Source organism: Marinobacter lutaoensis, assembly GCF_001981305.1.
GTDB classification, from domain to species: Bacteria; Pseudomonadota; Gammaproteobacteria; order Pseudomonadales; family Oleiphilaceae; genus Marinobacter; species Marinobacter lutaoensis.
This window is the reverse complement of record NZ_MSCW01000004.1, coordinates 90,908-114,861: the sequence shown is the minus strand read 5'-3', so window position 1 is coordinate 114,861 and position 23,954 is coordinate 90,908. Positions and strand designations below refer to the sequence as shown.

Sequence of the window (23,954 nt, the reverse complement as noted above, 5' to 3'; positions counted from 1 at the left end):
TGACCATTTGGGATAATGGCGGGCTACCTTTTTCTCCAGCTGCTTCCACGGGATCAGTTTGTCCATCCGCTCCAGAAAAATCTCGCGATGGGCTTTGCGCTTTTTAATTTGGTACTTGGCTTCGGAGAAGGTGACCGTGATCCACGGTGGGAACGATCCTAAGCGTGCGGTTGTTGACGGCCGTATTATCGCTGATTTCGACGACTTATTCAGAGTCTCCTTAATTCCTGGCAAATATCAAAAGAATTATTTTTTGTATTTCAGGGTGGTTTCAGAAATTAATGTTCAAATGTAATCACAAACCAGCCAGGAGATTTAATTATGAAAAAATCGATTTTGTTTTTGGCAGCCTTTTCTGTTTCAACATTTGTAGTTGCCAGTAACATTTCGTCCGGCGACGAAATGCAGCCCAACTACATTCATATGAATAATGAACAGGTCTCTAAGAACTTTCTTAAAAATAAAAAGATGCAGCGCCTTCACAGGCAGATGACGCGTGAAGCAATGTCTGAAAGTGGCATGGAGGCTCGCCTGAAAATGATGACCGAAGAGGGTCGCGCTTATCACGAAGCTCTGGAACGACGCGAGAAAAAAACCGCAGGGTAATCCCCGCGGCAAAGTTAACTCGTGGAGACGCGTGTTCTGGCTGACAAGTGAAAAGCGGCCAGACTTCAGCAAACATAGTAAAACACACAAACCTGAAACTAAGCTGAACAAATTAAATCGGCGTCTTAAATCAGGTAAAGGAGTTTAATATGAAAAAGGTCATTTTTGCAGTGATACTCACAACTCTGTTCTCGACAGTGGTCAATGCCAATTCTGGTTTGGCGGATCGGATAAACGAGGCTAGAAGCTTTCCGGACAAAGAGATACAGACTCCTAACGCCAAAACCCTTTGCATGCAGCATAAAAAGTTGCATGAAAAAATGAGACGGAATGGGATGGAGGAACAGCCTTATGACAAGATCGGGAGATGCCCAAAATGACATTTTCAAACCTGATTCGAGATAATAGTCGAAGCAGGTTGCGATAATTAAACGGCGGGGCGGGGGCCGTTGCCGGTACCCCCGTCCCTCTAGCTCGTTTTTCCGAAGTACTACGGTTATTATCTGAACTCAGGCCTAGTGCAGTTTCAGGCGTGGGTGCATGGCACGGCTGATTTTATCCATCAGCCAGATTACGCCGGTGCGGATCACCCCGTGCAGCGCCACCTGGTGCATCCGGTACAGCGACACGTAGAACAGCCGGGCCACCTTGCCTTCAATGTACATGCTGCGGCCGGACAGATTGCCCATCAGGTTGCCCACTGCGGTGTAGCGGCTGAAGTTGATCAGCGAACCGTGGTCGTTGTAGACGAACGGTACGTCCGGTTTACCTTCCAGCCGGTGGCTCAGGGTTTTGAACAGGGTGTCCGCCTGCTGGTGCGCGGCCTGGGCGCGGGGCGGCACCGGCCGCTCGGAACCCGGTTGTGGGCAGGCGGCGCAGTCGCCGAAGGCGAAGATGTCGACATCCTGGGTGGTTTGCAGGGTCTGCTCCACCACCAGCTGGTTGCTCCGGTTCACCTCCAGGCCGTCGAGACTGGCCAGGAACGACGGCGCCTTGATGCCGGCGGCCCAGATGGTCATTTCCGACGGCAGCTCGGAACCGTCCTTGAGGATGACTCGGTCGGCGCGGACCTCGCTCACCGGCTGGCCGGTCAGCACCCGGACCTGCTGGCGTTCCAATTCCCGGGTGGCGGCGGCGGACAGGCGGCCGGGCAACGCCGGCAGGATGCGCTCGGCGGCCTCCACCAGGGTGATGGACACATCCGACGCCTTGAGATGGTTCATGCCATACACCGGCAACTCCCGGGACGCCAGGCGCAGCTCTGCCGCCAGCTCGACACCGGTGGCGCCGGCACCGATGATGGTGATGTCCAGGCGGTGGTCGCGGCCCTGGGTCGCCTCGTGGTTCTTGCGCAGGAAGGCGTTCAACAGCAGGTTGTGGAAACGCCGGGCCTGTTTCAGGCTGTCCAGGAACAGGCAGTGTTCCTGGGCACCCGGCGTGCCGAAATCGTTGGCGGTGCTGCCCACGGCAATCACCAGGGTGTCGTAGCCGATGTGCCGCTCCGGTACCACCTCCCGGCCCTCCTCGTCCTGAATGGGGGCGATGACCACCCGTTTCCGCTGGCGATCGAGGCCACTCATCCGGCCCAGCTGGAACTCATAGTGGTGCTTGCGGGCGTGGGCCCGGTAGTTGATTTCGTTGGCGCTGGCGTCCAGCGATCCGGACGCCACCTCGTGCAGCAGCGGTTTCCAGACGTGGGTCAGGCCCGCGTCCACCAGAGTGATGCGGGCCTTGCCCTTGCGGCCGAGGCTGTTGCCCAGGCGGGTGACCAGTTCCAGGCCTCCGGCGCCGCCGCCGACCACGACGATATGATGCAGGTTTTCCATAGTTGTCCGACCCTGAAGTGAAGAAAGCCAAACACTCTTCGGTTTGCCAGAATGCTTGGCTGTCCTCACTGACGAGGGCGAGCTGAAAGGTAAGGAGCTAATGCTGCAAATACTAACGCGGAGAAGGCCGGGAGCACAATTGAACCTGGGGCCGGGTCCCCAGGGCCCGGCGCTCTCCTCCCTTTGGCCGGGGCGGCATCCGGCGCCCGTCTCTGCTATGGTGCATCGCCGGGCCCGGCCATTGTGACCCAAGCGGGCCGGGCGGTGGCGATGACGACTGCGAACGAGCGGGAGGTACGATGAAACTGGCGGTGTATTGTGGGTCCCGGGAAGGAAACGATCCGGTGTTTGCCGACGCTACCCGGGCGTTGGGGCGGTACCTGGCCGCCGAGGGCGTGGACGTGGTGTTCGGCGGTGGTCACGTCGGCCTGATGGGCATTCTTGCCGATGCGGTGCTGGCCGGCGGCGGCCGGGTGTACGGGGTGATTCCGGAGGCCCTGCGTGACCGGGAACTGGCCCACTCGCAGCTGACCGAGTTGCACGTGGTGGCGGACATGCACCAGCGCAAGGCTCGCATGGCCGAGTTGGCGGACGGCTTCCTGGCGCTGCCCGGCGGCATCGGCACGCTGGAGGAACTGTTTGAGGCCTGGACCTGGGGCCAGCTCGGCTTTCACCGCAAGCCGTGTGGTGTCTACGACGTCAACGGCTTTTACGAACCGCTGTTTGCCATGGCCCGGACCATGCAGCGCTACGGCTTCCTGGCCCAGGAATATCTGGACATGGTGATTCGCGTGCGCACGCCGGAGGCGGTGGTCCGCCAGTTCCGGCAGTACACGCCACCCCGGGAGAAGTGGCGCTGAGCCGTGTTACTCCTGCCGTGCCTTGCGCAGGGCTTCCAGTTTCTCGTGCAGCAGGTTTTCCAGCTTGATCAGCTGCTCACGGGTCTTTTCGTTCGGCCGGTTGGTGTACAGATCAATGTAGGTCTGGGTGACCTCGTTCAGGATCGGGTGCAGTTTCTTGTATTGCTCGTCCGGCATGCGTGACTCCTCTGGGTTGGCGGTTATCCTTTACTATGGTGTATCCGGTGCCAGGATCAAGGGCTTTCCTCCGGGGAGTTGACCCGGGTCAGCCGGTTCCGGCCCGACTGGATCAGGCCCGGCCCGTTGCGCGGGCCGGCATTCGACCATCGACAGGAGGTGTTTCCGTGAAACTGCGTGTACATGGTATCGACGACGGACAACCGATTCCGGAGACGTTCGCGTTTGGGGTCTATAACGAACAGGATCACATGAGCTTTGGTCCCAACCGGAATCCGGAGCTGACCTGGGAGGACGCGCCGGAGGGCACCCGGAGCTTCGTGGTCCTGATGTTCGACCCGGACGTGCCGAGCGTGGCGGACGATGTCAACCAGGAAGGGCGGGTTGTGCCCCGGGACCTGCCCCGGGTGGATTTCTTCCACTGGGTGCTGGTGGATATCCCGGCGTCGGTCAACCGCATTCCCGAGGGCGAGGACAGCGACGGTGTCCGGCCGAAGGGCAAGGCGCCGGGCCCCGGTCCGATCGGCGTGCGCGGGGTCAACAACTACACTCAGTTCCTGGCCGGCAATCCGGACATGGCCGGTACCTACGCCGGTTACGACGGACCCTGTCCGCCCTGGAACGACGAGCGCCTGCATCACTACCACTTCGAAGTCCATGCGCTGGACGTGGACAGCCTGGGCCTGTCCGGTGAGTTTGACGGCCACGATGTGCGCGAGGCCATGAAGGGGCACGTGCTGGCCAGCGCCCGGGTAACCGGTACCTACACCCTGAATCCGGACCTGCGCTGACGCTTCCGGCCCCGCCGCCGGGGCCGCTTCACCAAACTGTCGCATCCGTGTCACGGGGCTGTCACCGGGGCTTGCCAAGGTGAACACCCAGAACCCGACCGCGGTCCCCGAGACGATGGGAGGCGCCCATGCGACAGTTCCGCAGCGTTTTCATTTCCGATGTGCACCTGGGAACGGCCGACTGCCAGGCCGACTATCTGCTGGATTTCCTGGCCAGTGTGCGATGTGACACCCTGTATCTGGTCGGCGACATCATCGACCTGATCGCCATGCAGCGGCGCGCGCACTTCCCGGACAGTCACCGGGCGGTGATTCACCGGCTGCTGGACCTGGCGGCGCAGGGAACCCGGGTGATCTACGTGCCGGGCAATCATGATGAATTTTTCCGGCGCTTCTGTGGCCAGACCTTCGCCGGCATCGAACTGCGGGAGAAAGCCGTCCACACCACCGCCGACGGCCGTCAGTTTTTGGTCTGTCACGGAGACCAGTTCGATCAGGTGGTGCGCTGCAGCCCGCTGTTGCTGCTGGTGGGTGACCGCGCCCATGGCCTGCTGTTGCGCCTGAACCGTTGGTTCAACGCGCTGCGTCGGTTGCAGGGCAAGCCCTACTGGTCGCTGGCGGCGTGGATCAAGACCCGCATCGGCCGGGCGCGGACGTTCATCCGCCGGTTCGAGCTGGCGGCGCTGACGGTGGCCGAGAAAGGGCACTACGACGGTTTCATCTGCGGCCACATCCATTCCGCCGGCTTCCTGCGCAGCGAGGACGGCCTGTACTGCAACGACGGTGACTGGGTCGAGCACTGCACCGCCCTGGTGGAACGGCACGACGGCCGCCTGGAGCTGCTGCACTGGTCGGAATCGCCGGTGACCCTGGCGGAGGAGCCCGCCGCTCCGAATCCAGAAGTGTGCGGCGATGCCCGGCCGGTGCTGGATGTGCTGCCGGCCGCCTTCGTGGAGCAGCTGAACCGTTCCGTCGGCCGCTAGCGGGGGGTTACGGCGGGTCCTCGGCCCGGGCCAGGGCCTCCGCCACGCGCTCGTCGATGCGCCGGACCAGCGCTTCCCGGGCCCGGTTGTCGGAGTGGCCCCGCATCAACGCGGTGGTGGCCCGGAGGTTGCCGAGAAAGGTCCGGCAGTGGCCGCAGATGGCTAGGTGCGTCCATACCGACAGCCGTTGCCGCCAGTCCAGCTCCCCGTCCAGATAGTCGCTGGCCACCCGCACCAGATCCCGGCACTTTAGCATTCGCCCGTCTCCTGAAACGTTTCCACCATGAGAAAGATTTTCTGTCGTGCCCGGTGCAACAGCACCCGAAGGTTGGACGCGCTGACCCCGAGAATGTTACAGACCTCGTCCGATCTGCGCTGGTGGGCCTCGTAGAGCATCAGGGCCGAACGCTGGGTTTCCGGCAGGTGACCCAGGTGCTTGTCCAGGCAGTCGTTCAGGGCGCCGTTCTCCAACAGGGCGTCGGCGGCCTCCGACCAACGCTGTCTCGGCGGGCTCTGCCAGTGGCCCCGGGCGTCGAAGCGTTTGGCCAGCTCCGGCTCCAGGGCGTCGGAGAACTCGGTGTTCACTTCCCGGTGGGCGGTGCGCAGGCGGTTCTTGCAGCGGTTGGCGACGATCCGGTGCAGCCAGGTCTTCAGCCCGGAGCGGCCCTCGAAGTCGCGGATCGCGGTCACGACCGTGACCCAGCAATCCTGCACCACGTCCTCGGCCGCGGCGTGGTCCAGATAGAACCGGGCCACCGCCATCATGCCGGGGGTATAGTTCCGGACCGCCTCGCGGAAGGCGGATTCGTCCCGCGCCCTGAGCCCTCGGATCAGTTGTGCTTCCTGGTTATCGGTCACCTGTGTATCCACAGCGGTTGCTTCCTGTTATCAAAGGATAGTTCACCCCGTCGCGAAACCCGTGCCGGGTTTGAGGGGTGATCGCGGGTTTGGTTCACTCGTGTAACAATCGGCGCGGCTGCGTGTTTGAAGGGAAACGTTCCGGTACTGGAGACCATCATGAACAACGGAAAGCGGGTGCTGATTGCCCTGATTGTGCTGGCGGTGGCCAGTTTCTGGCTGCTGGGGGCCGACCAGTGGCTGACCCTGGAGGCGCTGAAAGAGAACCGTCAGGCGCTGACGTTTTGGATCGGCGAACACCGGACCCTGGCGTTGCTGGCCTACACCCTGACCTATGTCCTGGTCACGTCGCTGTCGCTGCCGGGCGCCGCGGTGCTGACCCTGGCCGGGGGCGCCCTGTTCGGCAACCTGCTGGGCTTGCTGGCGGTGTCCCTGGCGTCTACCGTCGGTGCCTGCGTCGCCTTCCTGGTGGCGCGGTTCCTGCTCCGGGACACGCTGCGGGCCCGTTACCGGGACACCGTGGCCCGTATCGACCGGGGCATCGAGCGCGATGGTGCCTTCTACCTGGCCACCCTGCGCTTGGTGCCGGTGTTTCCGTTCTTCCTGGTCAACCTGGTGATGGGGCTCACCGGCATGCGGTTGTGGACCTATGCCTGGGTCAGCTGGCTGGCGATGCTGCCCGGGACCTTCGTGTACGTCAACGCCGGCACCCAGCTGGGCCAGGTCGAGGCCCCGGGGGACATCGTCTCGGGCGGGCTGCTGCTGTCGTTCGCCCTGCTCGGTCTGTTCCCACTCCTGGCCAGGGCCCTGGTGGCCTGGCTGCGCCGACGCCGGGTCTACGCCGGCTGGCGTCGACCCAGGGTGTTTGACTACAACCTGATCGTCATCGGCGCCGGCTCGGCGGGTCTGGTATCGGCGTACATCGCCGCCGCCGTCAAGGCGAAGGTGGCGCTGATCGAACGCCAACGCATGGGCGGCGACTGCCTGAACACCGGCTGCGTGCCGTCCAAGGCCCTGATCCGCAGCGCCCGGGTCGCCGATACCCTGCGCCACGCGGATCGTTACGGCCTGGCGTCGGTGCCGGTACAGGGCTCGTTCCGCACCGTCATGGAGCGGGTGCAGGCGGTGATCCGCCAGGTGGAGCCACACGACTCGCCGGAGCGTTACCGGGCCCTCGGTGTGGACTGCCTGGCCGGCGAGGCGTCTTTCGTGACACCCTGGGAAGTGGAGGTGCGGGCGGCGGATGGCAGCTGCCGGCGCCTGACGGCCCGCAGCATCATCCTGGCCACCGGCGGCCGGCCGGCGATGCCGCCGATCCCCGGCTTGGCGGACATGGCGCCGCTGACCTCGGATACGGTGTGGTCCCTGCGCGAGCCGCCGGGGCGTCTGCTGGTGCTGGGCGGCGGCCCGATCGGCTGCGAGCTGGCCCAGGCGTTTGCCCGCCTGGGCAGCCAGGTGATCCAGGTGGAACGGGCCGATCGCCTGCTGTCCCGGGAGGACTCCGACGTGTCGACGCTGGTCATGCACCAATTCCAGGCCGACGGCATCGACCTTCGCCTGAACTGCACGGCCACGGAGTTCCGGCTCGAACAGGGCGAGAAGGTGGCCTACTGTGAACAGGACGGCCAGTGTCTGCGTATTCCATTCGATGAGGTGCTGGTGGCGCTGGGACGGGTGGGCAACACCCAGGGGCTGGCGCTGGAGCGGATCGGTCTGGAGCCCCGGGCCAACGGCACCCTGCCGGTGAACGAGGATCTGAGCCTACGCTACCCCCATGTGTTTGCCTGCGGCGATGTCGCCGGGCCTTATCAGTTTACCCACGCCGCCGCCCATCAAGCTTGGTACGCGGCGGTAAACGGCCTGTTCGGCCAGTTCCGGCGGTTTCGGGTGGACTACCGGGTGATGCCCTGGGTTACCTTCACCAGTCCGGAGGTGGCGCGGGTGGGGCTGAGCGAGGAGGAGGCCCGGGCCCGGGGCGTGCCCTACGAGGTGACCCGCTACGACCTGGACGACCTGGACCGGGCCATTGCCGACGGCGAGGCGCGAGGGTTCGTCAAGGTGCTCACCGTGCCGGGCCGGGACCGGATCCTGGGGGCGGTGGTGGTGGGTGCCCAGGCCGGGGCCATCCTGGCCGAGTTTACCCTGGCGATGACGCACGGCCTGGGCCTGAACCGGCTGCTGGCCACCATTCACCCCTACCCGACCTGGGGCGAGGCCGCCAAGTACGCCGCCGGGGAGTGGAAACGGGCGCACGCGCCCCAGCGGCTGCTGCGCTGGCTGGAACGGTTTCATGGCTGGCGCCGGGGCGGCCCCGCCCATCCGGGGTCGGAATGAACGGTCGCGGCCACTGTAACATTGCCGCGAGGACCGTGTCCCTGTTGTCACAGGCAACAATAAACGAGGAGAGACCATGTCCCTGATTGAAACCCGCAAGACCGGCGGCCGCATTGCCGCCGTCGAAGTGCTGGAGCCCCGGGCCCGGGACAGCTGGACCCACACCCGCGACGGCGAGCCCCGGGGTTACATCGACAGCGACCGGCTCAAAGAGCTCTGGATCCACACCGGCACCGCCTGCAACCTGGCCTGCCCGTTCTGTCTGGAGGGCTCGAAACCGGGAGACCGACGCATTGAAGGCATGACCCTGGCGGACGCCCGGCCCCGGCTGGACGAAGCCCTGGCTCTGGGGGTCGAGCAGTTTTCCTTCACCGGTGGCGAGCCGTTCGTGATCCGCGACTTCGTCAACCTGCTCGCGTACGCCAGCGAGCACCGGCCCTGCTTCGTGCTCACCAATGCCACCGAACCGCTGTTGCGGCGCCGGCATCAGGTGGCGCCCCTGGTCCGGCAGCCGCATCCGATTCACTTCCGGGTCAGCCTGGACCACCCGGACCCGGCCCGGCACGACGCCGGTCGTGGCGAGGGCAGTTTCGCCCGGGCGATGGAAGGCATTGCCTGGCTGGTGGCCCAGGGGTTCCGGGTGTCCATCGCCCGGCAGTCGGACCCGGGCGAGGACGCGGCGGCGGTGGAAGCGGCCTTCCGCGCCCGGTTCCGTGCCCACGGCATACCCGAATCGCTGGCGTTTACCGCCTTTCCCGACCTGGGGGTGCCGGGCTCGGAGGACGGCAGTCCGGAAATCACCGAGACCTGCATGGAAAAATATCCGACCCGGGAAAGCCGGGCCCACTTCATGTGCACCTACACCCGTATGCTGGTGAAGACACAGGGGCGGGTCCGGGTGTATGCCTGCACCCTGGTGGACGACGACCCCCAGTACGACCTGGGCGGGACCCTGGCGGAAAGCCTGGAACAGCGCATCATGCTGCGCCACCACCGGTGCTTTGCCTGCTACCGGTTCGGCGCCAGCTGCTCGGCACCGGCGTGACCGGGGCCGGCGGACAACACAGAGACAAGGTGGACAACGACGATGACAACAATCGAGGCAATGGTGTTCTGGGGCTTCCTGCTGGTGTACGGGGTGGTGATGTACGCCTTGTCGCCCCGCAGCCGCACGGCGGAGTCCTTCTATCGGGGCGCGGACGACCAGGGTAACCCGGTCGGGCAATGGTCGCTGACGGCGAGCCTCTTCATCAGCTGGATCTTCGCCAAGTCGGTGACCAACGCCGCCAACCTGGGAGCCGCCTATGGCGTGGTTGGCGGGCTGGCCTACGCCAGCTACTGGCTGTCGATTCCGGTGGCGGGCTACATCATCTACCTGATCCGGACCCAGACCGGTGCCCGCAGCCTGCAGGATTTCCTCACGTCCCGGTTCGGTCGCCTGGCGGCGCTGGCGTTCGCCGCGGCGGTGCTGATCCGGCTGTACAACGAAGTGTGGAGCAACACCGCAGTGGTCGGCGGCTACTTCGGCCGACCCGGCGAGTGGCCCTACTACACCGCAGCCATGTTGTTCACCCTGTTTACCCTCGCCTACAGTCTCAAAGGTGGCCTGCGCTCCTCGATTTTCACCGATGTGATTCAGGCGGTGGTGTTCGTGTTCTTCGTGGGCGCGGTGCTGTTCCTGATCCTGCCGGCCAACGGTCCCGGCGCGCTGCTTGGCAGCGGTGAGTTCCGCCTGGAGGCGGGGTTCGATCTGCTGCTGGTGGCGTTGCTGCAGCTGTTCAGTTACCCCTTCCATGACCCGGTGCTGACCGACCGGGGCTTCGTCAACAAGGAAAAGACCATGCTCAAGAGCTTCGTGGTGGCGGGTCTGCTGGGGTTCGTGGCAGTGTTCATCTTCAGTCTGGTGGGCGTGCATGCCCGGCTCAACGGCATTGACGCCATGGGCAACGCGCCCGCCGCCGTGGGCCAGTCGCTGGGGCTGGCGGCGCTGTTCTTCATGAGCGTGGTGATGATGACCTCGGCCGGTTCCACCCTAGACTCCACCTTCACTTCGCTGGCCAAGTCGCTGGCGGTGGACTTGCCCCGGCTGGCCTCGCGGGCGCGGGAGCGGTTGCCCAGCCTGCGCCTGGGTGCGGTGGTGATGGTGGTATTTGCCCTGCTCGGCAATCTGCCGATGTTCGCCGGCACCGACATCCTCAAGGCCACCACCATCTCCGGCACCATGGTGATGGGGCTGGCGCCGGTGTTCCTGTTTTACAGTGTCACCCGCTGGTCGCCCTGGAGCTTCCATCTCAGTTTCTGGTCCGGCCTGACCCTGGGCGTGCTGCTGGCGGTCGGCCTGATTCCGGCCAGCTGGGCCATCGGCGACGGCAAGTACGGGCTGCTGCTGGGGGTGAACGCCTGGGGCTTCCTGATCTGCACGGCCGGCTTTTTCCTGCCGCTGCTTCTGCGGCGCCTGGCTGGCCGTTCCCTGGCCGCGGGTGAGGCCTGACCGTGGCGGGGGACGCAGGCCGAGCCTGCCCGCTGGCGTACCGGTACCGCCCCGAGACCCTGTGCCGGTCGCCGGAGCCGGCCGCCGCCGAGGTGCTGTATGTGATCGGCGGCTTGTACGGCAACCTCGAGGCACTGGACGAGATCGAGCGCATGGCCGCGGCCGAGCGGCGGGCCGGGCGTCGGGTGCGCCTGTTGTTTAACGGCGATTTCAACTGGTTCAACGCCAGTGATGCCCTGTTCCGCGCGGTGAACGAGCGGGTGCTGGCGCACACCGCCAGCCTGGGCAATGTCGAGTACGAACTGGCCCGGCCCTCGCCGGGTGCCGGTTGCGGCTGCGCCTACCCCGACTTTGTCGACGCCGGCGTGGTGGCGCGTTCGAACCGGATCATGGCGCGGTTGCAGGCGGTGGCGGCCCGGCACCCGGACTTGGCTCAGGCCCTGTCGGGGTTGCCCCGCTTCCGGTGTCTAATGTTTGGTGGCCTAAAGATTTTGTTGTTGCACGGTGACCCGGAGTCCCTGGCGGGCTGGGGCCTGGCCCGGGAGGCGTTTCTGGCGGGCAACGGGGTGCAGGTGGCGGACTGGTTCCGTGCCACCGGTGCCGATGCCATGGTGTGCACTCACACCTGCCTGCCGGTGCTCTGGTCCGGCCCGGTGGCCGGGGGTGAGCGGGTGGTGGTCAACAACGGCTCGGCGGGCATGGGCAACCTGAGCAACGACCCGCGCGGCCTTCTGGTGCGCATGGCCGCCGGCGAGGCCGGGGCCCCGGAGGCGCTGGCGGGCGTGTCCTGTCGTGGCGTCCGGTTTGACCTGGTGCCGGTGGCCTATGATCTGCCGGCGTGGCTGTCTCGCTTTGACGCGCTGTGGCCGTCCGGCTCGGAGGCCGAACGCTCCTACCGCCAGCGGCTGCTGACCGGCACCGCCCTGACGCCGGAACAGCTGGTCTTTCCTGCCAAAGTTTCATGGGATTGTCATTCGCGCTAAACGCCGTCCGGTCTAAGCTGTTCAGGCGTGGCTGGTGCGGCACGGGGGTGTGCGGTTCCGGTTGAAATATATTTTGTGGTCTATATAATTTAGCACTAAATTTTTACCGGACCGATCGCATCATGACCGTCGAAGGATCGAATACCACCGCCATCACCCTGCGCCAACCCACCAAGGATGATGGCTTCAGACTCCACCAGCTGGTGGCCGAGTGCCCGCCGCTGGACCCCAACTCGATCTACTGCAACCTCCTGCAATGCAGCCATTTTGCCGATACCGCCGTGGCGGCGGAGAAGGATGGCGAGCTGGTGGGCTTCATTTCCGGATACCGTCTTCCCAAACAACCGGAGACCTTGTTCGTCTGGCAAGTAGCGGTGCATGAAAAAGGGCGTGGCCAGGGGCTGGCCAAGCGCATGCTGAAGGAGATCGTGGGCCGTGAGTCGTGCCGGGAGGTGACCCATCTGGAAACCACGATTACCGGGGACAACGCCGCCTCCTGGGCGCTGTTCCGCTCGTTTGCCCGGGATCTCGGCGCCGAGCTGAGTTATCACGAGCACTTTGAGAGGGCGCGCCACTTCGGCGGCCAGCACGATTCCGAATTCCTGCTGCGCATCGGTCCGTTCACGAAGCCGGTGTGAGCCTGGAGTTCACGACGCATGGTGCCACGGACCCGACCATGCCAACGCACAGAGCCGGCGGGCCACCGAGGTGGGCCCGCCACCCGGCTTGCAACACTGCGCAATCAACCTCGAACCTGACATGCTAAGAGGCAAGACCATGGACATTTTCAAATCGACCGAATCCGAAGTCCGCGTGTACAGCCGCGCCTTCCCGGTCATCTTCAACCGTGCCAAGAACGCCCACCTGTACACCGAGGACGGCAAGGAATACCTGGACTTTCTGGCGGGTGCCGGGTCCCTGAACTACGGCCACAACAACGACACCCTCAAGCGAGCGCTGCTCGAGTACATTGAGGCCGATGGCGTAAGCCAGGGGCTGGACCTGTTCACCACCGCCAAGCACGACTTCATGGAGGCCTACAAGACCTACATCCTGGAGCCGCGGGGGCTGGACTACAAGATGCAGTTCACCGGCCCCACCGGCACCAACTGCGTCGAGGCGGCGCTGAAACTGGCCCGCAAGGTGAAGGGTCGGACCGGCATCATCTCCTTCACCAATGGTTTCCACGGCGTCACCATGGGGGCGGTCGCGGCCACCGGTAACCAGCACCACCGCGGTGGTGTGGGCGTCCCGCTCAGCAGCGTCGATTTCATGTTCTACGACGGCTACCTGGGCGACGACGTCGATACCCTGGCGATCATGGACAAGGTGCTGTCGGACAACTCCTCCGGCATCGAGCTGCCGGCGGCGGTGATCGTCGAGGCGGTACAGGGCGAAGGGGGGCTGAACGCCGCCCGCTCCGAGTGGCTCAAGGGCCTGGAACAGCTGTGCCGTAAGCACGACATCCTGCTGATCGTGGACGACATCCAGGCCGGTAATGGCCGCACCGGTGAGTTCTTCAGCTTCGAGTTCGCCGGGATCAAGCCGGACATCGTCACTGTCTCCAAATCCCTGAGCGGATACGGCCTGCCGATGGCCCTGGTGCTGTTCAAACCGGAGTTGGACGTGTGGGACCCGGGCGAGCACAACGGCACCTTCCGCGGCAACAACATGGCCTTCATTACCGCCCGCGCGGCCATCGAGCACTACTGGAAGGACGACGCCTTCGCCAATGAGGTCAAGGCCAAGTCCAAGGTTCTGGGCGATGCCCTGCAGGCGATCTGCGACAAGTACCCGGGCCAGTTCAGGCTGAAGGGGCGGGGCATGATGCGTGGTATCGAGGCGCGCAACCCGGACTTGACCGGTCCGATCACCCGGCGGGCCTTCGAGCACGGCCTGATCATCGAGACCAGTGGTCCCAACGATGAAGTGATCAAGTGTCTGATGCCGCTGACCACCAGCGAGGACGACCTGAAAAAAGGCGTGTCCCTGCTGGCGCGGAGTGTCGACGAGATCCTGCAGGAAGGTGTGAGCGAGGCGTCGTAAGGCGCCCCGGTTCCGGCCAACGTCCCACTCTTGCACGATAGCGAAGGCAAACTTATGACCAGAGCACAACACACCGTCGAGAAAATCGGCGGTACCTCCATGAGCGACTATGAGGCCGTTCGCGACAACATCATCCTCGGCAAGCGCAGAAAGAGCGACCTGTACCAGCGGATCTTCGTGGTGTCGGCCTACGGCGGCGTCACCAACGAGCTGCTGGAACACAAGAAGACCGGCGAGCCCGGGGTTTATGCCCTGTTCGCCGACGCCGACTCCGACTGGGCCTGGGGCGACGACCTCACCAAGTTGATCAAGCTGCTGACCGACATCAACGGCAAGCTGTTCCGGGACCCGATGCTCAAGCAGCAGGCCGACCAGTTCATCACCGACCGCATCGAGGGGGTGCGTGGTTGCCTGATCGACCTGCAGCGGTTGTGCTCTTACGGTCAATTTCAGCTGGAGGAGCATCTGCTGACGGTGCGCGAGATGCTGGCCGGTATCGGCGAGGCGCACAGCGCCTTCAATACCGCCCTCAAGTTGCAGCAGGAGGGCATCAACGCCCGCTTCGTGGACCTCACCGGCTGGCGCGACAACGAGCTGCTGCCGCTGGACGACAAGATTCGCCAGGCGTTCGACGCCATTGATCTGAGCCGCGAGCTGCCCATTGTCACCGGTTACGCCCAGTGCAAGGAAGGGCTGATGCGCACCTTCGACCGTGGCTACAGTGAAATGACCTTCAGCCGGGTGGCGGTGATCACCAACGCCCGCGAGGCGATCATCCACAAGGAATACCACCTCAGCTCCGCCGACCCGAAGATTGTCGGCGAGGATAAGGTGGTGCCGCTGGGGCGCACCAATTACGACGTGGCGGATCAGCTGGCCAACCTGGGCATGGAAGCGATCCACCCCCGTGCCGGCAAGGGACTGCGCCAGAACGAGATTCCGCTGCGGGTGATGAACACCTTCGAGCCGGAACACACCGGTACCCTGATCACCAGCGATTACGTCAGCGAGAAGCCGCAGGTGGAAATCATCGCCGGCGCCAAGGGCGTGTTTGCCGTCGAGGTGTTCGATCAGGACATGCTGGGCGAGCCGGGTTCGGATCGCAAGATCCTGGACATCCTGAACCGTTTCAAGGTCCGCTTCATCTCCAAGGACACCAACGCCAACACCATCACCCACTACGTGGACAGCACGCTCAAGCACGTCAAGCGGGTGGTCAAGGCGCTTCAGGAGGCGTTTCCCAACGCCGAGATCAACACCCGCAAGGTGGCGCTGGTGTCGGCCATTGGCAGCGACATGAAAGTGCCGGGTATTCTGTCGCGTTCGGTCAAATCACTGGCGGACGCCGGCATCAGCGTCCTGGCCATCCATCAGTGCATGCGCCAAGTGGACATCCAGTTCGTGATGGACGAGGACCATTTCGAGAAGGCCATCGTGGCACTGCACGGTGCCTTGATCGAACCCCACAACCACGAGTACGCCATCGTCGCCGCGTCCACAGCGTAAGCCCGGGGGCACCGGGGCGGTGACCGGCCGGTCGCCGCCTCAGCGCGCCAGCCCCACCAGCCCCTGGCAGATCACGACGGCCAGCGTCAGCCCCAGGCGCAGCCGGAGATACCAGGCCGGCCAATAGTCGCGCAGCCCGCGCGCATCCACCAGATAGAGTGCCAGAAACCCAAGGCCGTACAGCAGCGCCCGGGCAGGGCCGTCCAGCAGCAGGCCGAGACCGGCGAGGAGGAAAAACGCCTGGCTCAGCAGCAGCATCACCATCGGCGACAGTGGATAGCTGCGCTCTTCCAGCTGCATGGCCAGCGGCCAGTAGGCACCCGCCATAAACGCCAGGATGCCGGCGCTGTACAGATAGAATCCGGCGCGTATGGCGGGGCCCGGGTCCGGCGCCAGGAGCAGCAGGGTGGTCCCGGCCAGAAACGGAACCAGCCCGGCCAGCCCCACCAGGGCGACCAGTCTTGCCACGGAAATCACGGTGTCTGCCTCTGTGGTTGCGTTACCGCTAAGGTACGCACGCCCCCGGGCAAGGGATCATTGCCCCAACTGCCGGCATTCGTGGTGCTGGGGGCAGTCCAGCAGATGATCGTTGACCAGCCCGCAGGCCTGCATGAACGCATACACGATGGTGGGCCCGACGAAGGTGAAGCCCCGCTGCCTGAGGGCCTTGGACATGGCCTCGGACACCGGGCTGGTGGCTGGAACCTCGGCCAGGGTGCGCCACTGGTTCTGGACCGGCCGGCCGTCCACGAACGACCAGAGAAAATCGGCGAAGCCCTCGCCCCGCTCCCGCAGTGCCAGGTAGGCTCGGGCGTTGCGAATGATCGACTGTACCTTGAGCCGGTTGCGGACGATGCCCGGGTTGGCCAGCAGTTGCGCCACCTTGGCGTCGTCGTAGCGGGCGATGGCCTCCGGGTCGAAGTGGTCGTAGGCGGCCCGGTAGCTGTCGTGCTTGCGCAGGATGGTGATCCAGCTCAGGCCGGCCTGCTGGCCGTCCAGGCACAGCTTCTCGAACAGCGCCTGGTCGTCGTATTCCGGTCGTCCCCAGACGGTGTCGTGGTAGTGCACGTACAGCGGATCGGTGCCGCACCACGGGCAGCGGGTGTGGGTGGTCATGGGCGACTCCCGGTCACGGTTGCAGGCGCTGGATGTGCCAGCCGTCGTCGGTTCTCAGGTATTCGAAGCGATCGTGCAGACGGCTGGGCCGGCCCTGCCAGAATTCGACGCGTTCGGGCACCACCCGGTAGCCGCCCCAGAAGCTGGGCAAGGGCACCTCGCCGCCGGCAAACTTGCGCTTCATCTCCGCTACCTTCTGCTCCAGCAACCCCCGGGAGGTGATGGCGCGGCTCTGCTCCGACACCCAGGCGCCGATCTGGCTGCCCCGGGGGCGGGACGCGAAATAGCGCAGGGACTCGGCCTTGCTCACCTTCTCCACCGGCCCCTGGATGCGCACCTGGCGGTTCAGTCCAAGCCAGGGGAACAGCAGGGCGGCGCGGGGGTTGTCCTCGAGTTCCCGGGCCTTGCGGCTGCCGTAGTTGGTGTAGAACACGAACCCCCGGGCATCGAAGTACTTCAGCAGCACCGTGCGCAGATCGGGCATGCCGTCCGCGCCGGCGGTGGCCAGGGACATGGCGTTGGGTTCCAGGATGCCGGCGGTGCGGGCGTCCTCGAACCAGCGCTCGAACTGGCGGATCGGGTCATCGTCCAGGTCGTCCCGGTCCAGACCCTCGCTTTCAAACTCCCGACGCATGTCGCCGATGTCCATTCCCGTCTCCTTACCTCTTGAAGAATCACAGCCGGATGAGGCCATCGAGGATAACGGGTTCCATCGGAGCTGTCAGGGGCTTTGGGCTGACAAAGCCGAGCCGCGCCGATTATGCTAGATGGAGGTGGAGCCCGCCGGGCTCCGGTCGCCCGTCCATCGTCCCGTCATCAAGGAGCCTGCCGTGGCCGCTCGCCGTTCAAGCCGACCCGTTGCCCGAAACCTGGCCATTGCCGTGCTGGTCCTGATTCTGGTCTACGCCGTTGCCGGTTTCCTGGTCCTGCCCTGGTGGCTGCAGCGGGCCTTGCCGGACCAAGTGCGTCAGCAGCTCGGCTGGCAGCTCGAATTGGCGGACGTGCGCGCCAACCCTTTTGCCCTGACCCTGGAGGTGGCGGGCCTGAGTGCCGCCGATGCCGACGGCGAGCCGGTGCTGTCACTCCAGCAGTTGCGGGTGAACCTTGGCTTCTGGCCCCTGCTCGGGGGGACGGTGGCGATGCAGGAGGTGTTGCTGCGGGAGCCCTACCTGCGTCTGGATGTGCTGGCGGACGGAGGCATCAATCTGGCGCGCGACTGGCAGCGCCAGCATCCGCCCACCGAACCGGCGGCCGAGCCGGAGCCGACCGGGCTGCCGCGGATACTGCTGGAACAGGCGGCGATCGAGGGTGGCGAACTGATGGTGCGTGATTTCAGCCAGGCCCGGCCGGAAACCTTCCGGATCCAGCCCCTGGACCTGTCGCTGCAGGATTTCGCCACTTGGCCCCGGGGCGAGGACGGCAACTACTATCTGCTGGCGGCGGCGGGCAGCCAGACCCTGGAGTGGCATGGCAGCCTCAGCCTGGAACCGCTGTATTCCCACGGCCGGTTGCGGCTGGCGGACATCCGCTCACAGACCCTGGCGCATTTCCTGTCCGCCCATATTCCCTACGAACTCCGGGACGGCCGCGTGACGGTGAGCACGGATTACGAATGGCAGATGGACGGCGGCCTGCACTTGGTCACTCGCAACGGCGAGGTGTCCGTGGCCGGGCTGGCCCTGGCCGTGTCCGGAGCTCAGGAGGCGCCGGGGCTGACGGTCGCGGACCTGACCCTGGACGGCATCGAATTTGATCTGGCTGGGCGCTCGCTGCGCCTGGGGACCCTCAGCCTGAGCCAGCCGGAGCTTCAGGTGAGTCGCCTGGCCGACGGCCGAATCGACTGGCTGGCGGCGCTGCCGGCGTCCGACTCGACGGCGCCAGCGGCCACCGGGACGGCGGCGGATGCCCCGCCTTTCCGCTGGTCGCTCGACGGGGTGCAGGTGGACGCCGGCCGGTTGGACTGGCGTGACCAGATGCCGGGATCGGAAGCGACGCTGGCCCTGGCGCACCTGAACCTGTCCCTCGGAGGCCTTGATGACCGCCTCGAGGAGCCGGTGCCCTATCAGCTGGATGCCGACCTGACCGACGGGGGACGACTGGCGCTGCGGGGCCAGTTCACGCCGCGCCCCTTCAACCTGGAAACCTCGGTCTCCGGTTCCGGCATCGAGCTGGCCGCGTTCCAGCCTTACCTCAGCCAGGGCGCCAATCTGGCCATTGCCGGCGGCACCCTGGCGTTTGACGGTGATCTGGACCTGGACGCCCAGCAGTCGCCCCTGACCGGCACCTTCAACGGCACCGCCGAAGTTCAGGCGCTGCGGCTGACCCTGCCGGACGGCGGCGACCGCCTGCTGGCCTGGCAGACCCTGCGCCTGGCGCCCATCGAGTACAACGTTCACCCGGCCCGGCTGGAGATCGGCCGGGTCACCCTGGTGGCGCCCGAAGCCAATTTGGTGCGGGACACCGACGGCCTCTACAACGTCGCGCGGGTGCCGGTGGCCGGCGAGGCCGATACCGGGGGCTCCGACCGCGCCGCCGCGGATACCGGTGACGCCGGTGCGACGGCGAACCCGGCGCTGATCTTCCGGATCGGGGAACTGCAGGTGGAAAACGGCCGCGTGGATTACACCGACCGGACTCTGGCGCCGGCCTTCACCACCACCCTCGATGCGCTCAACGGTGCCGTGGTCGGTCTCAGCAACATTCCGCCCCAACAGGGGCAGGTGGCCTTGACCGGCCGGGTCGGTGGCGTCGGCGAGCTCACCTTCAACGGCACCCTCGGCGCCCTCGGCAGTGACGACCACACCCAGCTCAAACTTCGGCTTTCGGACCTGTCACTGCCGGTGCTGTCCCCCTATTTTGGTCGTTACCTCGGTTACAGTGTGGACAGTGGCAAGCTTGATCTGGCCCTGGATTACGACCTCGCCGGCACCCGCATAGACGCCAGCAACCAAGTGTTGATGGATCGTCTCGAGCTGGGCTCGGCGGTGGCCAGCGACGAGGCCCTGAAGGCGCCGGTGAAGCTGGGCCTGGCGCTGCTCACCGACAGCGATGGCGTCATCGACGTGAATCTGCCGGTCAGCGGCGACCTATCGGACCCGAGCTTCCAGGTCGGCCAGGTGGTGATGCGGGCTTTCGTCAATTTGCTGGTCAAGGCGGCGGCCTCGCCGTTCAGCATGCTGGGCTCCATTGTTGAGATGACTGGACTGACCGGCGAGGACCTGGGCCAGGTCCGCTTCCGTCCCGGCAGCGTAGCGCTGGCGGACGGCGAGGCGGCCAAGCTTGCGGCACTGGCGGAGGCGCTGCGGGAGCGGCCGGAGCTGCTGCTGAATGTGCGGGGGGCCGTTGCGCCGGAGGCCGATGGCCTGGCGCTGTTGCGCGAGTCGCTGGCCGTGGCGGGGCAGCCGGTGTCGGACACGGCCTGGGCCCAGGCCCGTGACGCCTACCTCGCCGGTGCGCGTTCACTGCCGCCGGAAGCCCTGAACAACCTGGCTCAGGCCCGCGGCTTGGCGATACAGCGGCTGCTGACTGAAAGCCACGGGGTGCCGGCTCAGCAGGTGTTCCTGCGTGACCCGTCCCGGCAGGCGGAGGTGGGCCCCGCCGGCAATGTCATTGTGCCGTTTGCCCTGGACGCCCGCTGACCGGGACGGTCGCCGAGGCCGGAAAGGTGGTCTCGAAGGTATCCGGCAGCTGCAGCCCCCAGTGCTCGACCCAGGCCAGGTAACGACCGTCGGCCACCAGCGGGGTCAGCATCTGCAGGATGTCCCGGGTGGTCACCGGCCCGGCGGGGTTGGCGATGACGCTGAGCCGGTAGATCTGGTCCGGTTGCTCGCGTATCAGGAACCGGTCCCGGTCCTCCGGGTGTTGCGCCAAGTGGGTCATCAGGTAGGCGTGGTTGATCAGGCCGATCTCCGCCACCGAGGGGCGGTCCGCCTTGATCAGTTGCAGGGTCCGGTGATTGCTGTCGGAAAATTCGATGTGGAACCGTTGTTGGAGCTTGACCGGATCGGTCTCGAAGTCGGCGAAGGCGTAGTGGTAGCCGGCGCGGGCCACGATTCGGCGCTGGTCCAGGTGATGAAAGAACGACTGGTCGCGGCCGGGCTTGGCCAGGGCGATGAACAGGTCCTCGTCCTGCAGCAGCGGCGGGCTGATCAGCGCCGGCTTGTCCCGCCACTGCCAGTCCGCACTTTCAAAGAAGATGACGTCGTAGAGGCGGGCATCGAAATCCAGATAGCGGCGCTTGGGCGAGGTGTGCACGATCCGGAACCGGTACTGCGGGTTGAGGGTCGCCAGCGCGGCCAGAACATCCGCCAACAGACCTTCCAGCCGGTGGTCCTGGTTCACCTTGGCGATCGGGGGAAAGTGATAGACGCCGACCCGGATCTCGCGTTCGGCGGCGTTGGCCGGGAGCGTCGCCAGGGTGAGCAGGAAGGCGAGCACCATGGCGGTGACGGGGCGGATCGGGGCCACAAGACATCCTTTTGTGTTTCACGGGTCCTGTAAGGAAAGTTAGCATGACTTTCCGGCGCCGGGGCGGATGACATCAAGAAAAATAGAGAGGGCGACCTATGTCCAAGCGGATAAGCCACTTTTTTGCCTACGTATCGCGGCTGCGCTGGATTCGGCGCTGGGGGCTGATGCGCAATGCCATCGAGGAAAACGTCGCCACCCATTCCTGGGAAGTGGCGACTCTGGCCCATGCCCTGGCGTTGATCCGCAACCAGCGCTTCGGGGGCCGGGTGTCGGCGGACCGGATCGCGGCGGTGGCCCTCTACCACGACGCCACCGAAGTGATCACCGGCGACCTGCCGACACCGGTGAAATACCACTCTCGGGTGATGCGGGAGGCGTTCGGCGATATCGAGCACAAGGCGGAGAAGGAATTGCTGGCGCTGTTGCCGGAGGAACTGCGCGAGCCGTTCGCGCCCTACCTGTGCGCGTCCGCCCTGGCGCCGGAGGAGCGGGAACTGATCAAGGCCGCCGATCGGCTCTCCGCCTGGCTCAAGTGCCAGGCGGAGCTGGCCGCGGGCAACCGCGAATTCGCACCGGCCGCAGAGCAGATTCGCCAGCGCCTGGAACAGGAGGGCTTGCCCGAGGTGCGTTACTTCTTGGAGGTATTCGCGCCCAGTTACGAACAACCGTTGGACAACCTGCTGTCGCCGGGCAACGACTGACCGCGCTGCCCGCCGGCGCCGGCTGCCGGTGCCATAGGCGCCGGTGGGCGAGCCGCCTACAGTGAGGGTTCTTCCCCGCGTCGTCGCCGGGGGAAACCACCACACGAGGCTTGCCACATGAAGGAACTGAACAAGAAAGTTGCCGTGATCACCGGCGCCGGCTCCGGCATCGGCCGCGCTCTGGCCAAGTCGCTGGCCGCTCGGGGCTGCCGGCTGGCGCTGTCCGACATCAACGACGCCGGCCTGGCCGAAACCGCGGCACAGCTGGAAGGGGCCGAGGTCCGTACCTACCGGCTCGATGTCTCGGATCGGGACGCCCTCTACGCCCACGCCGAGCAGGTGGCGAAGGCGTTCGGTCAGGTCAACCTGGTGATCAACAACGCCGGCGTGGCCCTGTCTGCATCGGTGCGGGAGATGACCGACGAGGATTTCCGCTGGGTGATGGACATCGACTTCTGGGGCGTGGCCCACGGTACCCGGGCCTTCCTGCCGCACCTGATTGCCTCCGGCGACGGCCATGTGGTGAACCTGTCCAGTGTCTTCGGCCTGATCGGTGTGCCCAAGCAGAGCGCGTACAACGCCGCCAAGTTCGCGGTCCGGGGCTTCACCGAGTCGCTGCGCCAGGAAATGCAGCTGGAGGGCCTGCCGGTGGCGGTGTCCTGTGTGCATCCCGGCGGCATCCGCACCAACATCGCCCGGGCCGCGCGGATGGGCAAGTCCGAGAACGCCGAGGCGCAGCGCCGGGGCTTCGACAAGCTGGCGATGACCACGCCGGAAAAGGCTGCGGAGATCATTGTCCGGGGTATTCTGCGGGACGAGGCCCGCATCCTGGTCGGCCCGGATGCCTGGGGGATCGATGCCCTGAACCGGCTTTTGGGGTCCGCCTATCAGCCGCTGGTGGCGCGGTTCTCCCGTAAAAACCTCTACGTCTGAGCGCCGCTGCCCCGCTGTCGCCGCATCCGGGGCCTTGCCGGGTGCGGCCCCTGCCTCGCCGGTCGCCGACCACCATGACGAACCGATTCTGAACGGTTGAAAAGCACCGATGTTATCGGTAAAGTCGCAAATTGTTACCGGTAACAATTCCGGACAAAACCGAACAGGCGCTTGCCCGCCAGGTGCCGTCATATAAGAACAAGACAGGACACGTCTTATGAAAACCGTTCAGAAACTGCTCGTGGTTGCCCTGTCCGGGCTGTTCTCCCTGTCCGCGCTGGCCGCGGAATTCACCTTCAAGATGCAGTCGTCCGATCCCTCGGGGGACCGTAACTTCCAGATTCAGCAGCAGTGGGCCGACCGGGTCGAGGCCATGTCGGGCGGCCGTCTGGCCATCCAGCTGTTGCCGGTGGGCAGCGTGGTCAAGCACACCGAGACGCTGGACGCCATTCGCATGGGGATTCTGGACGGTCACATCACGGCGACCGGGTACTTTTCCGGCAAGGACCCCGCGTTTGGCCTGATTGGCAACACCGTGGGTGCCTGGTCCGACACCTCCCAGCTGCTGCAGTACATGAACTACGGCGGCGGCAATGAGCTGATGACAGCCTTGTACGCGCCCTACGGCGTCCGCTTCATCGGCGCGTCCACCACCGGTGTCGAGTCGCTGGTGTCCAAGGTGCCGCTGGACGGGGTGGACGATCTCAAGGGCCTGAAGCTGCGCGCGCCGGAAGGGCTGGTGCAGAAGGTGTTCGCGGCCGCCGGCGCGGCGCCGGTCAACCTGCCCGGCTCCGAGGTGTTCACGGCGCTGAGCAAGGGCGTGATCGACGCCGCCGACTACACCGTGTTCTCCACCAACCAGAAGGCCGGGATGAACGACATCGCGCCGCACCCGGTGCAGCCGGGCTTCCATTCGCTGCCGTTGATCGATGTTTCGGTCAGCCAGAAGAAATGGGACCGGCTGCCGGAGGACCTGCAACAGATCCTGATCGTGTCGGTGCGCGACTTTGCCCGTGACATCACCACCCAGCTGCGCATCGCCGATCAGCAGGCGGTCCGGGAAGCCCGCCGGAACCCCGCCATCACCCTCCACGATTGGTCGGCGGAGGAGCGCAGAAAATTTCGCGAGATCGCCAAGGGTCAATGGGCCGAAATGGCCCAGGCGTCCGACAACGCGATGAAGGTGTACCGCTCCATCACCGCCTATCTGGAAGACAACGGCCTGCTGTGAGCCGGCCCTAGCCTCTCGCGGGGCCCTGGCCCCGCGCTGTTC

General features: G+C 65.3%; 24 protein-coding genes. 16 read left to right on the top strand and 8 right to left on the bottom strand.

Translation table 11 applies throughout. The annotated features are described in order from the left end of the window. Positions 1-321: 321 nt before the first annotated feature. Both BTO32_RS05190 and BTO32_RS05185 read left to right on the top strand, forming a co-directional pair. The gene (locus tag BTO32_RS05190; RefSeq protein WP_076723397.1) at positions 322-606 is read left to right on the top strand and encodes a hypothetical protein; all 285 of its coding nucleotides are present in this window, start codon (positions 322-324) and stop codon (positions 604-606) included. A 149-nt stretch (positions 607-755) separates the two neighbouring features. Continuing rightward, positions 756-986, top strand: coding sequence for a hypothetical protein (locus BTO32_RS05185; protein WP_076723396.1), 231 nt, complete (start codon positions 756-758; stop codon positions 984-986). 135 nt (positions 987-1,121) lie between these two features. On the opposite strand, the gene BTO32_RS05180 is transcribed toward BTO32_RS05185, so the two are convergent. Continuing rightward, complete coding sequence (locus BTO32_RS05180; protein WP_076723395.1) at positions 1,122-2,432, bottom strand: NAD(P)/FAD-dependent oxidoreductase; 1,311 nt, start codon at positions 2,430-2,432, stop codon at positions 1,122-1,124. A gap of 299 nt (positions 2,433-2,731) precedes the next feature. Here BTO32_RS05180 and BTO32_RS05175 point away from each other — a divergent pair, with 299 nt between their 5' ends. Next, positions 2,732-3,292 (top strand): LOG family protein, encoded by a 561-nt coding sequence (locus BTO32_RS05175; RefSeq protein ID WP_076723394.1) that lies wholly within the window; start codon positions 2,732-2,734, stop codon positions 3,290-3,292. Positions 3,293-3,298: 6 nt separating this feature from the next. On the opposite strand, the gene BTO32_RS17880 is transcribed toward BTO32_RS05175, so the two are convergent. Beyond that, the gene (locus tag BTO32_RS17880) at positions 3,299-3,469 is read right to left on the bottom strand and encodes a hypothetical protein (protein WP_175618639.1); all 171 of its coding nucleotides are present in this window, start codon (positions 3,467-3,469) and stop codon (positions 3,299-3,301) included. Between the two features lie 167 nt (positions 3,470-3,636). Between BTO32_RS17880 and BTO32_RS05170 the strand changes: the two genes are divergently transcribed. Together BTO32_RS05170 and BTO32_RS05165 are read left to right on the top strand one after the other, a co-directional pair. Then, positions 3,637-4,260 carry a YbhB/YbcL family Raf kinase inhibitor-like protein gene (locus BTO32_RS05170; RefSeq protein WP_076723393.1) on the top strand — a complete coding sequence of 208 codons (624 nt, stop codon included), beginning with the start codon at positions 3,637-3,639 and terminating at the stop codon, positions 4,258-4,260. A gap of 128 nt (positions 4,261-4,388) precedes the next feature. Next, complete coding sequence (locus BTO32_RS05165; RefSeq protein ID WP_076723392.1) at positions 4,389-5,243, top strand: UDP-2,3-diacylglucosamine diphosphatase; 855 nt, start codon at positions 4,389-4,391, stop codon at positions 5,241-5,243. Positions 5,244-5,250: 7 nt separating this feature from the next. On the opposite strand, the gene BTO32_RS05160 is transcribed toward BTO32_RS05165, so the two are convergent. Further along, a complete protein-coding gene (locus BTO32_RS05160; RefSeq protein WP_076723391.1) occupies positions 5,251-5,499 on the bottom strand; it encodes an anti-sigma factor family protein in 249 nt (82 codons plus the stop codon). Then, on the bottom strand, positions 5,493-6,113 hold the full coding sequence (locus BTO32_RS05155; protein WP_076723390.1) for an RNA polymerase sigma factor: 621 nt from the start codon (positions 6,111-6,113) through the stop codon (positions 5,493-5,495). Before BTO32_RS05155 ends, BTO32_RS05160 begins: the two co-directional genes overlap by 7 nt. Before the next feature lie 147 nt (positions 6,114-6,260). Between BTO32_RS05155 and BTO32_RS05150 the strand changes: the two genes are divergently transcribed. The 7 genes from BTO32_RS05150 (at position 6,261) to BTO32_RS05120 (ending at position 15,461) form a co-directional block, all read left to right on the top strand. Then, entirely contained in the window at positions 6,261-8,435 is a 2,175-nt protein-coding gene (locus BTO32_RS05150; protein ID WP_076723389.1) for an FAD-dependent oxidoreductase, read from the top strand. 76 nt (positions 8,436-8,511) lie between these two features. Further along, positions 8,512-9,480 carry a radical SAM protein gene (locus tag BTO32_RS05145; protein WP_076723388.1) on the top strand — a complete coding sequence of 323 codons (969 nt, stop codon included), beginning with the start codon at positions 8,512-8,514 and terminating at the stop codon, positions 9,478-9,480. Positions 9,481-9,522: 42 nt separating this feature from the next. Next, positions 9,523-10,926: a sodium:solute symporter family transporter gene (locus BTO32_RS05140; RefSeq protein ID WP_076723387.1), complete on the top strand. Its 1,404-nt coding sequence runs from the start codon at positions 9,523-9,525 to the stop codon at positions 10,924-10,926. 2 nt (positions 10,927-10,928) lie between these two features. Then, entirely contained in the window at positions 10,929-11,909 is a 981-nt protein-coding gene (locus BTO32_RS05135; RefSeq protein WP_076723386.1) for a metallophosphoesterase family protein, read from the top strand. Between the two features lie 122 nt (positions 11,910-12,031). Beyond that, on the top strand, positions 12,032-12,547 hold the full coding sequence (gene ectA / locus BTO32_RS05130) for a diaminobutyrate acetyltransferase (RefSeq protein WP_076723385.1): 516 nt from the start codon (positions 12,032-12,034) through the stop codon (positions 12,545-12,547). A gap of 139 nt (positions 12,548-12,686) precedes the next feature. Next, on the top strand, positions 12,687-13,955 hold the full coding sequence (ectB, locus tag BTO32_RS05125; RefSeq protein ID WP_076723384.1) for a diaminobutyrate--2-oxoglutarate transaminase: 1,269 nt from the start codon (positions 12,687-12,689) through the stop codon (positions 13,953-13,955). A gap of 54 nt (positions 13,956-14,009) precedes the next feature. Further along, complete coding sequence (locus tag BTO32_RS05120; protein ID WP_076723383.1) at positions 14,010-15,461, top strand: aspartate kinase; 1,452 nt, start codon at positions 14,010-14,012, stop codon at positions 15,459-15,461. 39 nt (positions 15,462-15,500) lie between these two features. Here the strand turns inward: BTO32_RS05120 and BTO32_RS05115 are convergent, their stop codons facing one another. The 3 genes from BTO32_RS05115 to pdxH form a co-directional block, all read right to left on the bottom strand. After that, on the bottom strand, positions 15,501-15,929 hold the full coding sequence (locus tag BTO32_RS05115) for a DUF3429 domain-containing protein (protein ID WP_245820277.1): 429 nt from the start codon (positions 15,927-15,929) through the stop codon (positions 15,501-15,503). Positions 15,930-15,995: 66 nt separating this feature from the next. After that, positions 15,996-16,577 (bottom strand): DNA-3-methyladenine glycosylase I, encoded by a 582-nt coding sequence (locus BTO32_RS05110; RefSeq protein WP_076723381.1) that lies wholly within the window; start codon positions 16,575-16,577, stop codon positions 15,996-15,998. Between the two features lie 13 nt (positions 16,578-16,590). Then, positions 16,591-17,226, bottom strand: a complete 636-nt coding sequence (pdxH, locus tag BTO32_RS05105; RefSeq protein WP_076723380.1) for a pyridoxamine 5'-phosphate oxidase — start codon at positions 17,224-17,226, stop codon at positions 16,591-16,593. A 181-nt stretch (positions 17,227-17,407) separates the two neighbouring features. Here pdxH and BTO32_RS05100 point away from each other — a divergent pair, with 181 nt between their 5' ends. Continuing rightward, complete coding sequence (locus BTO32_RS05100) at positions 17,408-20,215, top strand: DUF748 domain-containing protein (RefSeq protein ID WP_245820276.1); 2,808 nt, start codon at positions 17,408-17,410, stop codon at positions 20,213-20,215. Here BTO32_RS05100 and BTO32_RS05095 read toward each other — a convergent pair. Beyond that, positions 20,184-21,044, bottom strand: coding sequence for a transporter substrate-binding domain-containing protein (locus BTO32_RS05095; RefSeq protein ID WP_245820275.1), 861 nt, complete (start codon positions 21,042-21,044; stop codon positions 20,184-20,186). The genes BTO32_RS05100 and BTO32_RS05095 overlap by 32 nt on opposite strands. A gap of 98 nt (positions 21,045-21,142) precedes the next feature. Here BTO32_RS05095 and yfbR point away from each other — a divergent pair, with 98 nt between their 5' ends. From yfbR to BTO32_RS05080, 3 genes are all read left to right on the top strand, one after another. Beyond that, positions 21,143-21,748 (top strand): 5'-deoxynucleotidase, encoded by a 606-nt coding sequence (gene yfbR, locus BTO32_RS05090; RefSeq protein ID WP_076723379.1) that lies wholly within the window; start codon positions 21,143-21,145, stop codon positions 21,746-21,748. A 117-nt stretch (positions 21,749-21,865) separates the two neighbouring features. Then, positions 21,866-22,681 carry an SDR family NAD(P)-dependent oxidoreductase gene (locus tag BTO32_RS05085; RefSeq protein ID WP_076723378.1) on the top strand — a complete coding sequence of 272 codons (816 nt, stop codon included), beginning with the start codon at positions 21,866-21,868 and terminating at the stop codon, positions 22,679-22,681. A 217-nt stretch (positions 22,682-22,898) separates the two neighbouring features. After that, a complete protein-coding gene (locus BTO32_RS05080) occupies positions 22,899-23,912 on the top strand; it encodes a TRAP transporter substrate-binding protein (protein WP_076723377.1) in 1,014 nt (337 codons plus the stop codon). The last annotated feature ends 42 nt before the right edge of the window (positions 23,913-23,954 follow it).

What these genes read in the sequence shown, in the direction of transcription:
- BTO32_RS05160 (WP_076723391.1), bottom strand. Translation starts at nt 5,499, where the DNA reads ATGCTAAAGTGCCGGGATCTGGTGCGGGTGGCCAGCGACTATCTGGAC.
- BTO32_RS05145 (WP_076723388.1), top strand. Translation starts at nt 8,512, where the DNA reads ATGTCCCTGATTGAAACCCGCAAGACCGGCGGCCGCATTGCCGCCGTC.
- BTO32_RS05110 (WP_076723381.1), bottom strand. Translation starts at nt 16,577, where the DNA reads ATGACCACCCACACCCGCTGCCCGTGGTGCGGCACCGATCCGCTGTAC.
- ectB (WP_076723384.1), top strand. Translation starts at nt 12,687, where the DNA reads ATGGACATTTTCAAATCGACCGAATCCGAAGTCCGCGTGTACAGCCGC.
- BTO32_RS05080 (WP_076723377.1), top strand. Translation starts at nt 22,899, where the DNA reads ATGAAAACCGTTCAGAAACTGCTCGTGGTTGCCCTGTCCGGGCTGTTC.
- BTO32_RS05120 (WP_076723383.1), top strand. Translation starts at nt 14,010, where the DNA reads ATGACCAGAGCACAACACACCGTCGAGAAAATCGGCGGTACCTCCATG.
- BTO32_RS05085 (WP_076723378.1), top strand. Translation starts at nt 21,866, where the DNA reads ATGAAGGAACTGAACAAGAAAGTTGCCGTGATCACCGGCGCCGGCTCC.
- BTO32_RS05165 (WP_076723392.1), top strand. Translation starts at nt 4,389, where the DNA reads ATGCGACAGTTCCGCAGCGTTTTCATTTCCGATGTGCACCTGGGAACG.
- BTO32_RS05150 (WP_076723389.1), top strand. Translation starts at nt 6,261, where the DNA reads ATGAACAACGGAAAGCGGGTGCTGATTGCCCTGATTGTGCTGGCGGTG.
- BTO32_RS05190 (WP_076723397.1), top strand. Translation starts at nt 322, where the DNA reads ATGAAAAAATCGATTTTGTTTTTGGCAGCCTTTTCTGTTTCAACATTT.
- pdxH (WP_076723380.1), bottom strand. Translation starts at nt 17,226, where the DNA reads ATGGACATCGGCGACATGCGTCGGGAGTTTGAAAGCGAGGGTCTGGAC.
- BTO32_RS05175 (WP_076723394.1), top strand. Translation starts at nt 2,732, where the DNA reads ATGAAACTGGCGGTGTATTGTGGGTCCCGGGAAGGAAACGATCCGGTG.
- BTO32_RS05185 (WP_076723396.1), top strand. Translation starts at nt 756, where the DNA reads ATGAAAAAGGTCATTTTTGCAGTGATACTCACAACTCTGTTCTCGACA.
- yfbR (WP_076723379.1), top strand. Translation starts at nt 21,143, where the DNA reads ATGTCCAAGCGGATAAGCCACTTTTTTGCCTACGTATCGCGGCTGCGC.
- ectA (WP_076723385.1), top strand. Translation starts at nt 12,032, where the DNA reads ATGACCGTCGAAGGATCGAATACCACCGCCATCACCCTGCGCCAACCC.
- BTO32_RS05140 (WP_076723387.1), top strand. Translation starts at nt 9,523, where the DNA reads ATGACAACAATCGAGGCAATGGTGTTCTGGGGCTTCCTGCTGGTGTAC.
- BTO32_RS05180 (WP_076723395.1), bottom strand. Translation starts at nt 2,432, where the DNA reads ATGGAAAACCTGCATCATATCGTCGTGGTCGGCGGCGGCGCCGGAGGC.
- BTO32_RS17880 (WP_175618639.1), bottom strand. Translation starts at nt 3,469, where the DNA reads ATGCCGGACGAGCAATACAAGAAACTGCACCCGATCCTGAACGAGGTC.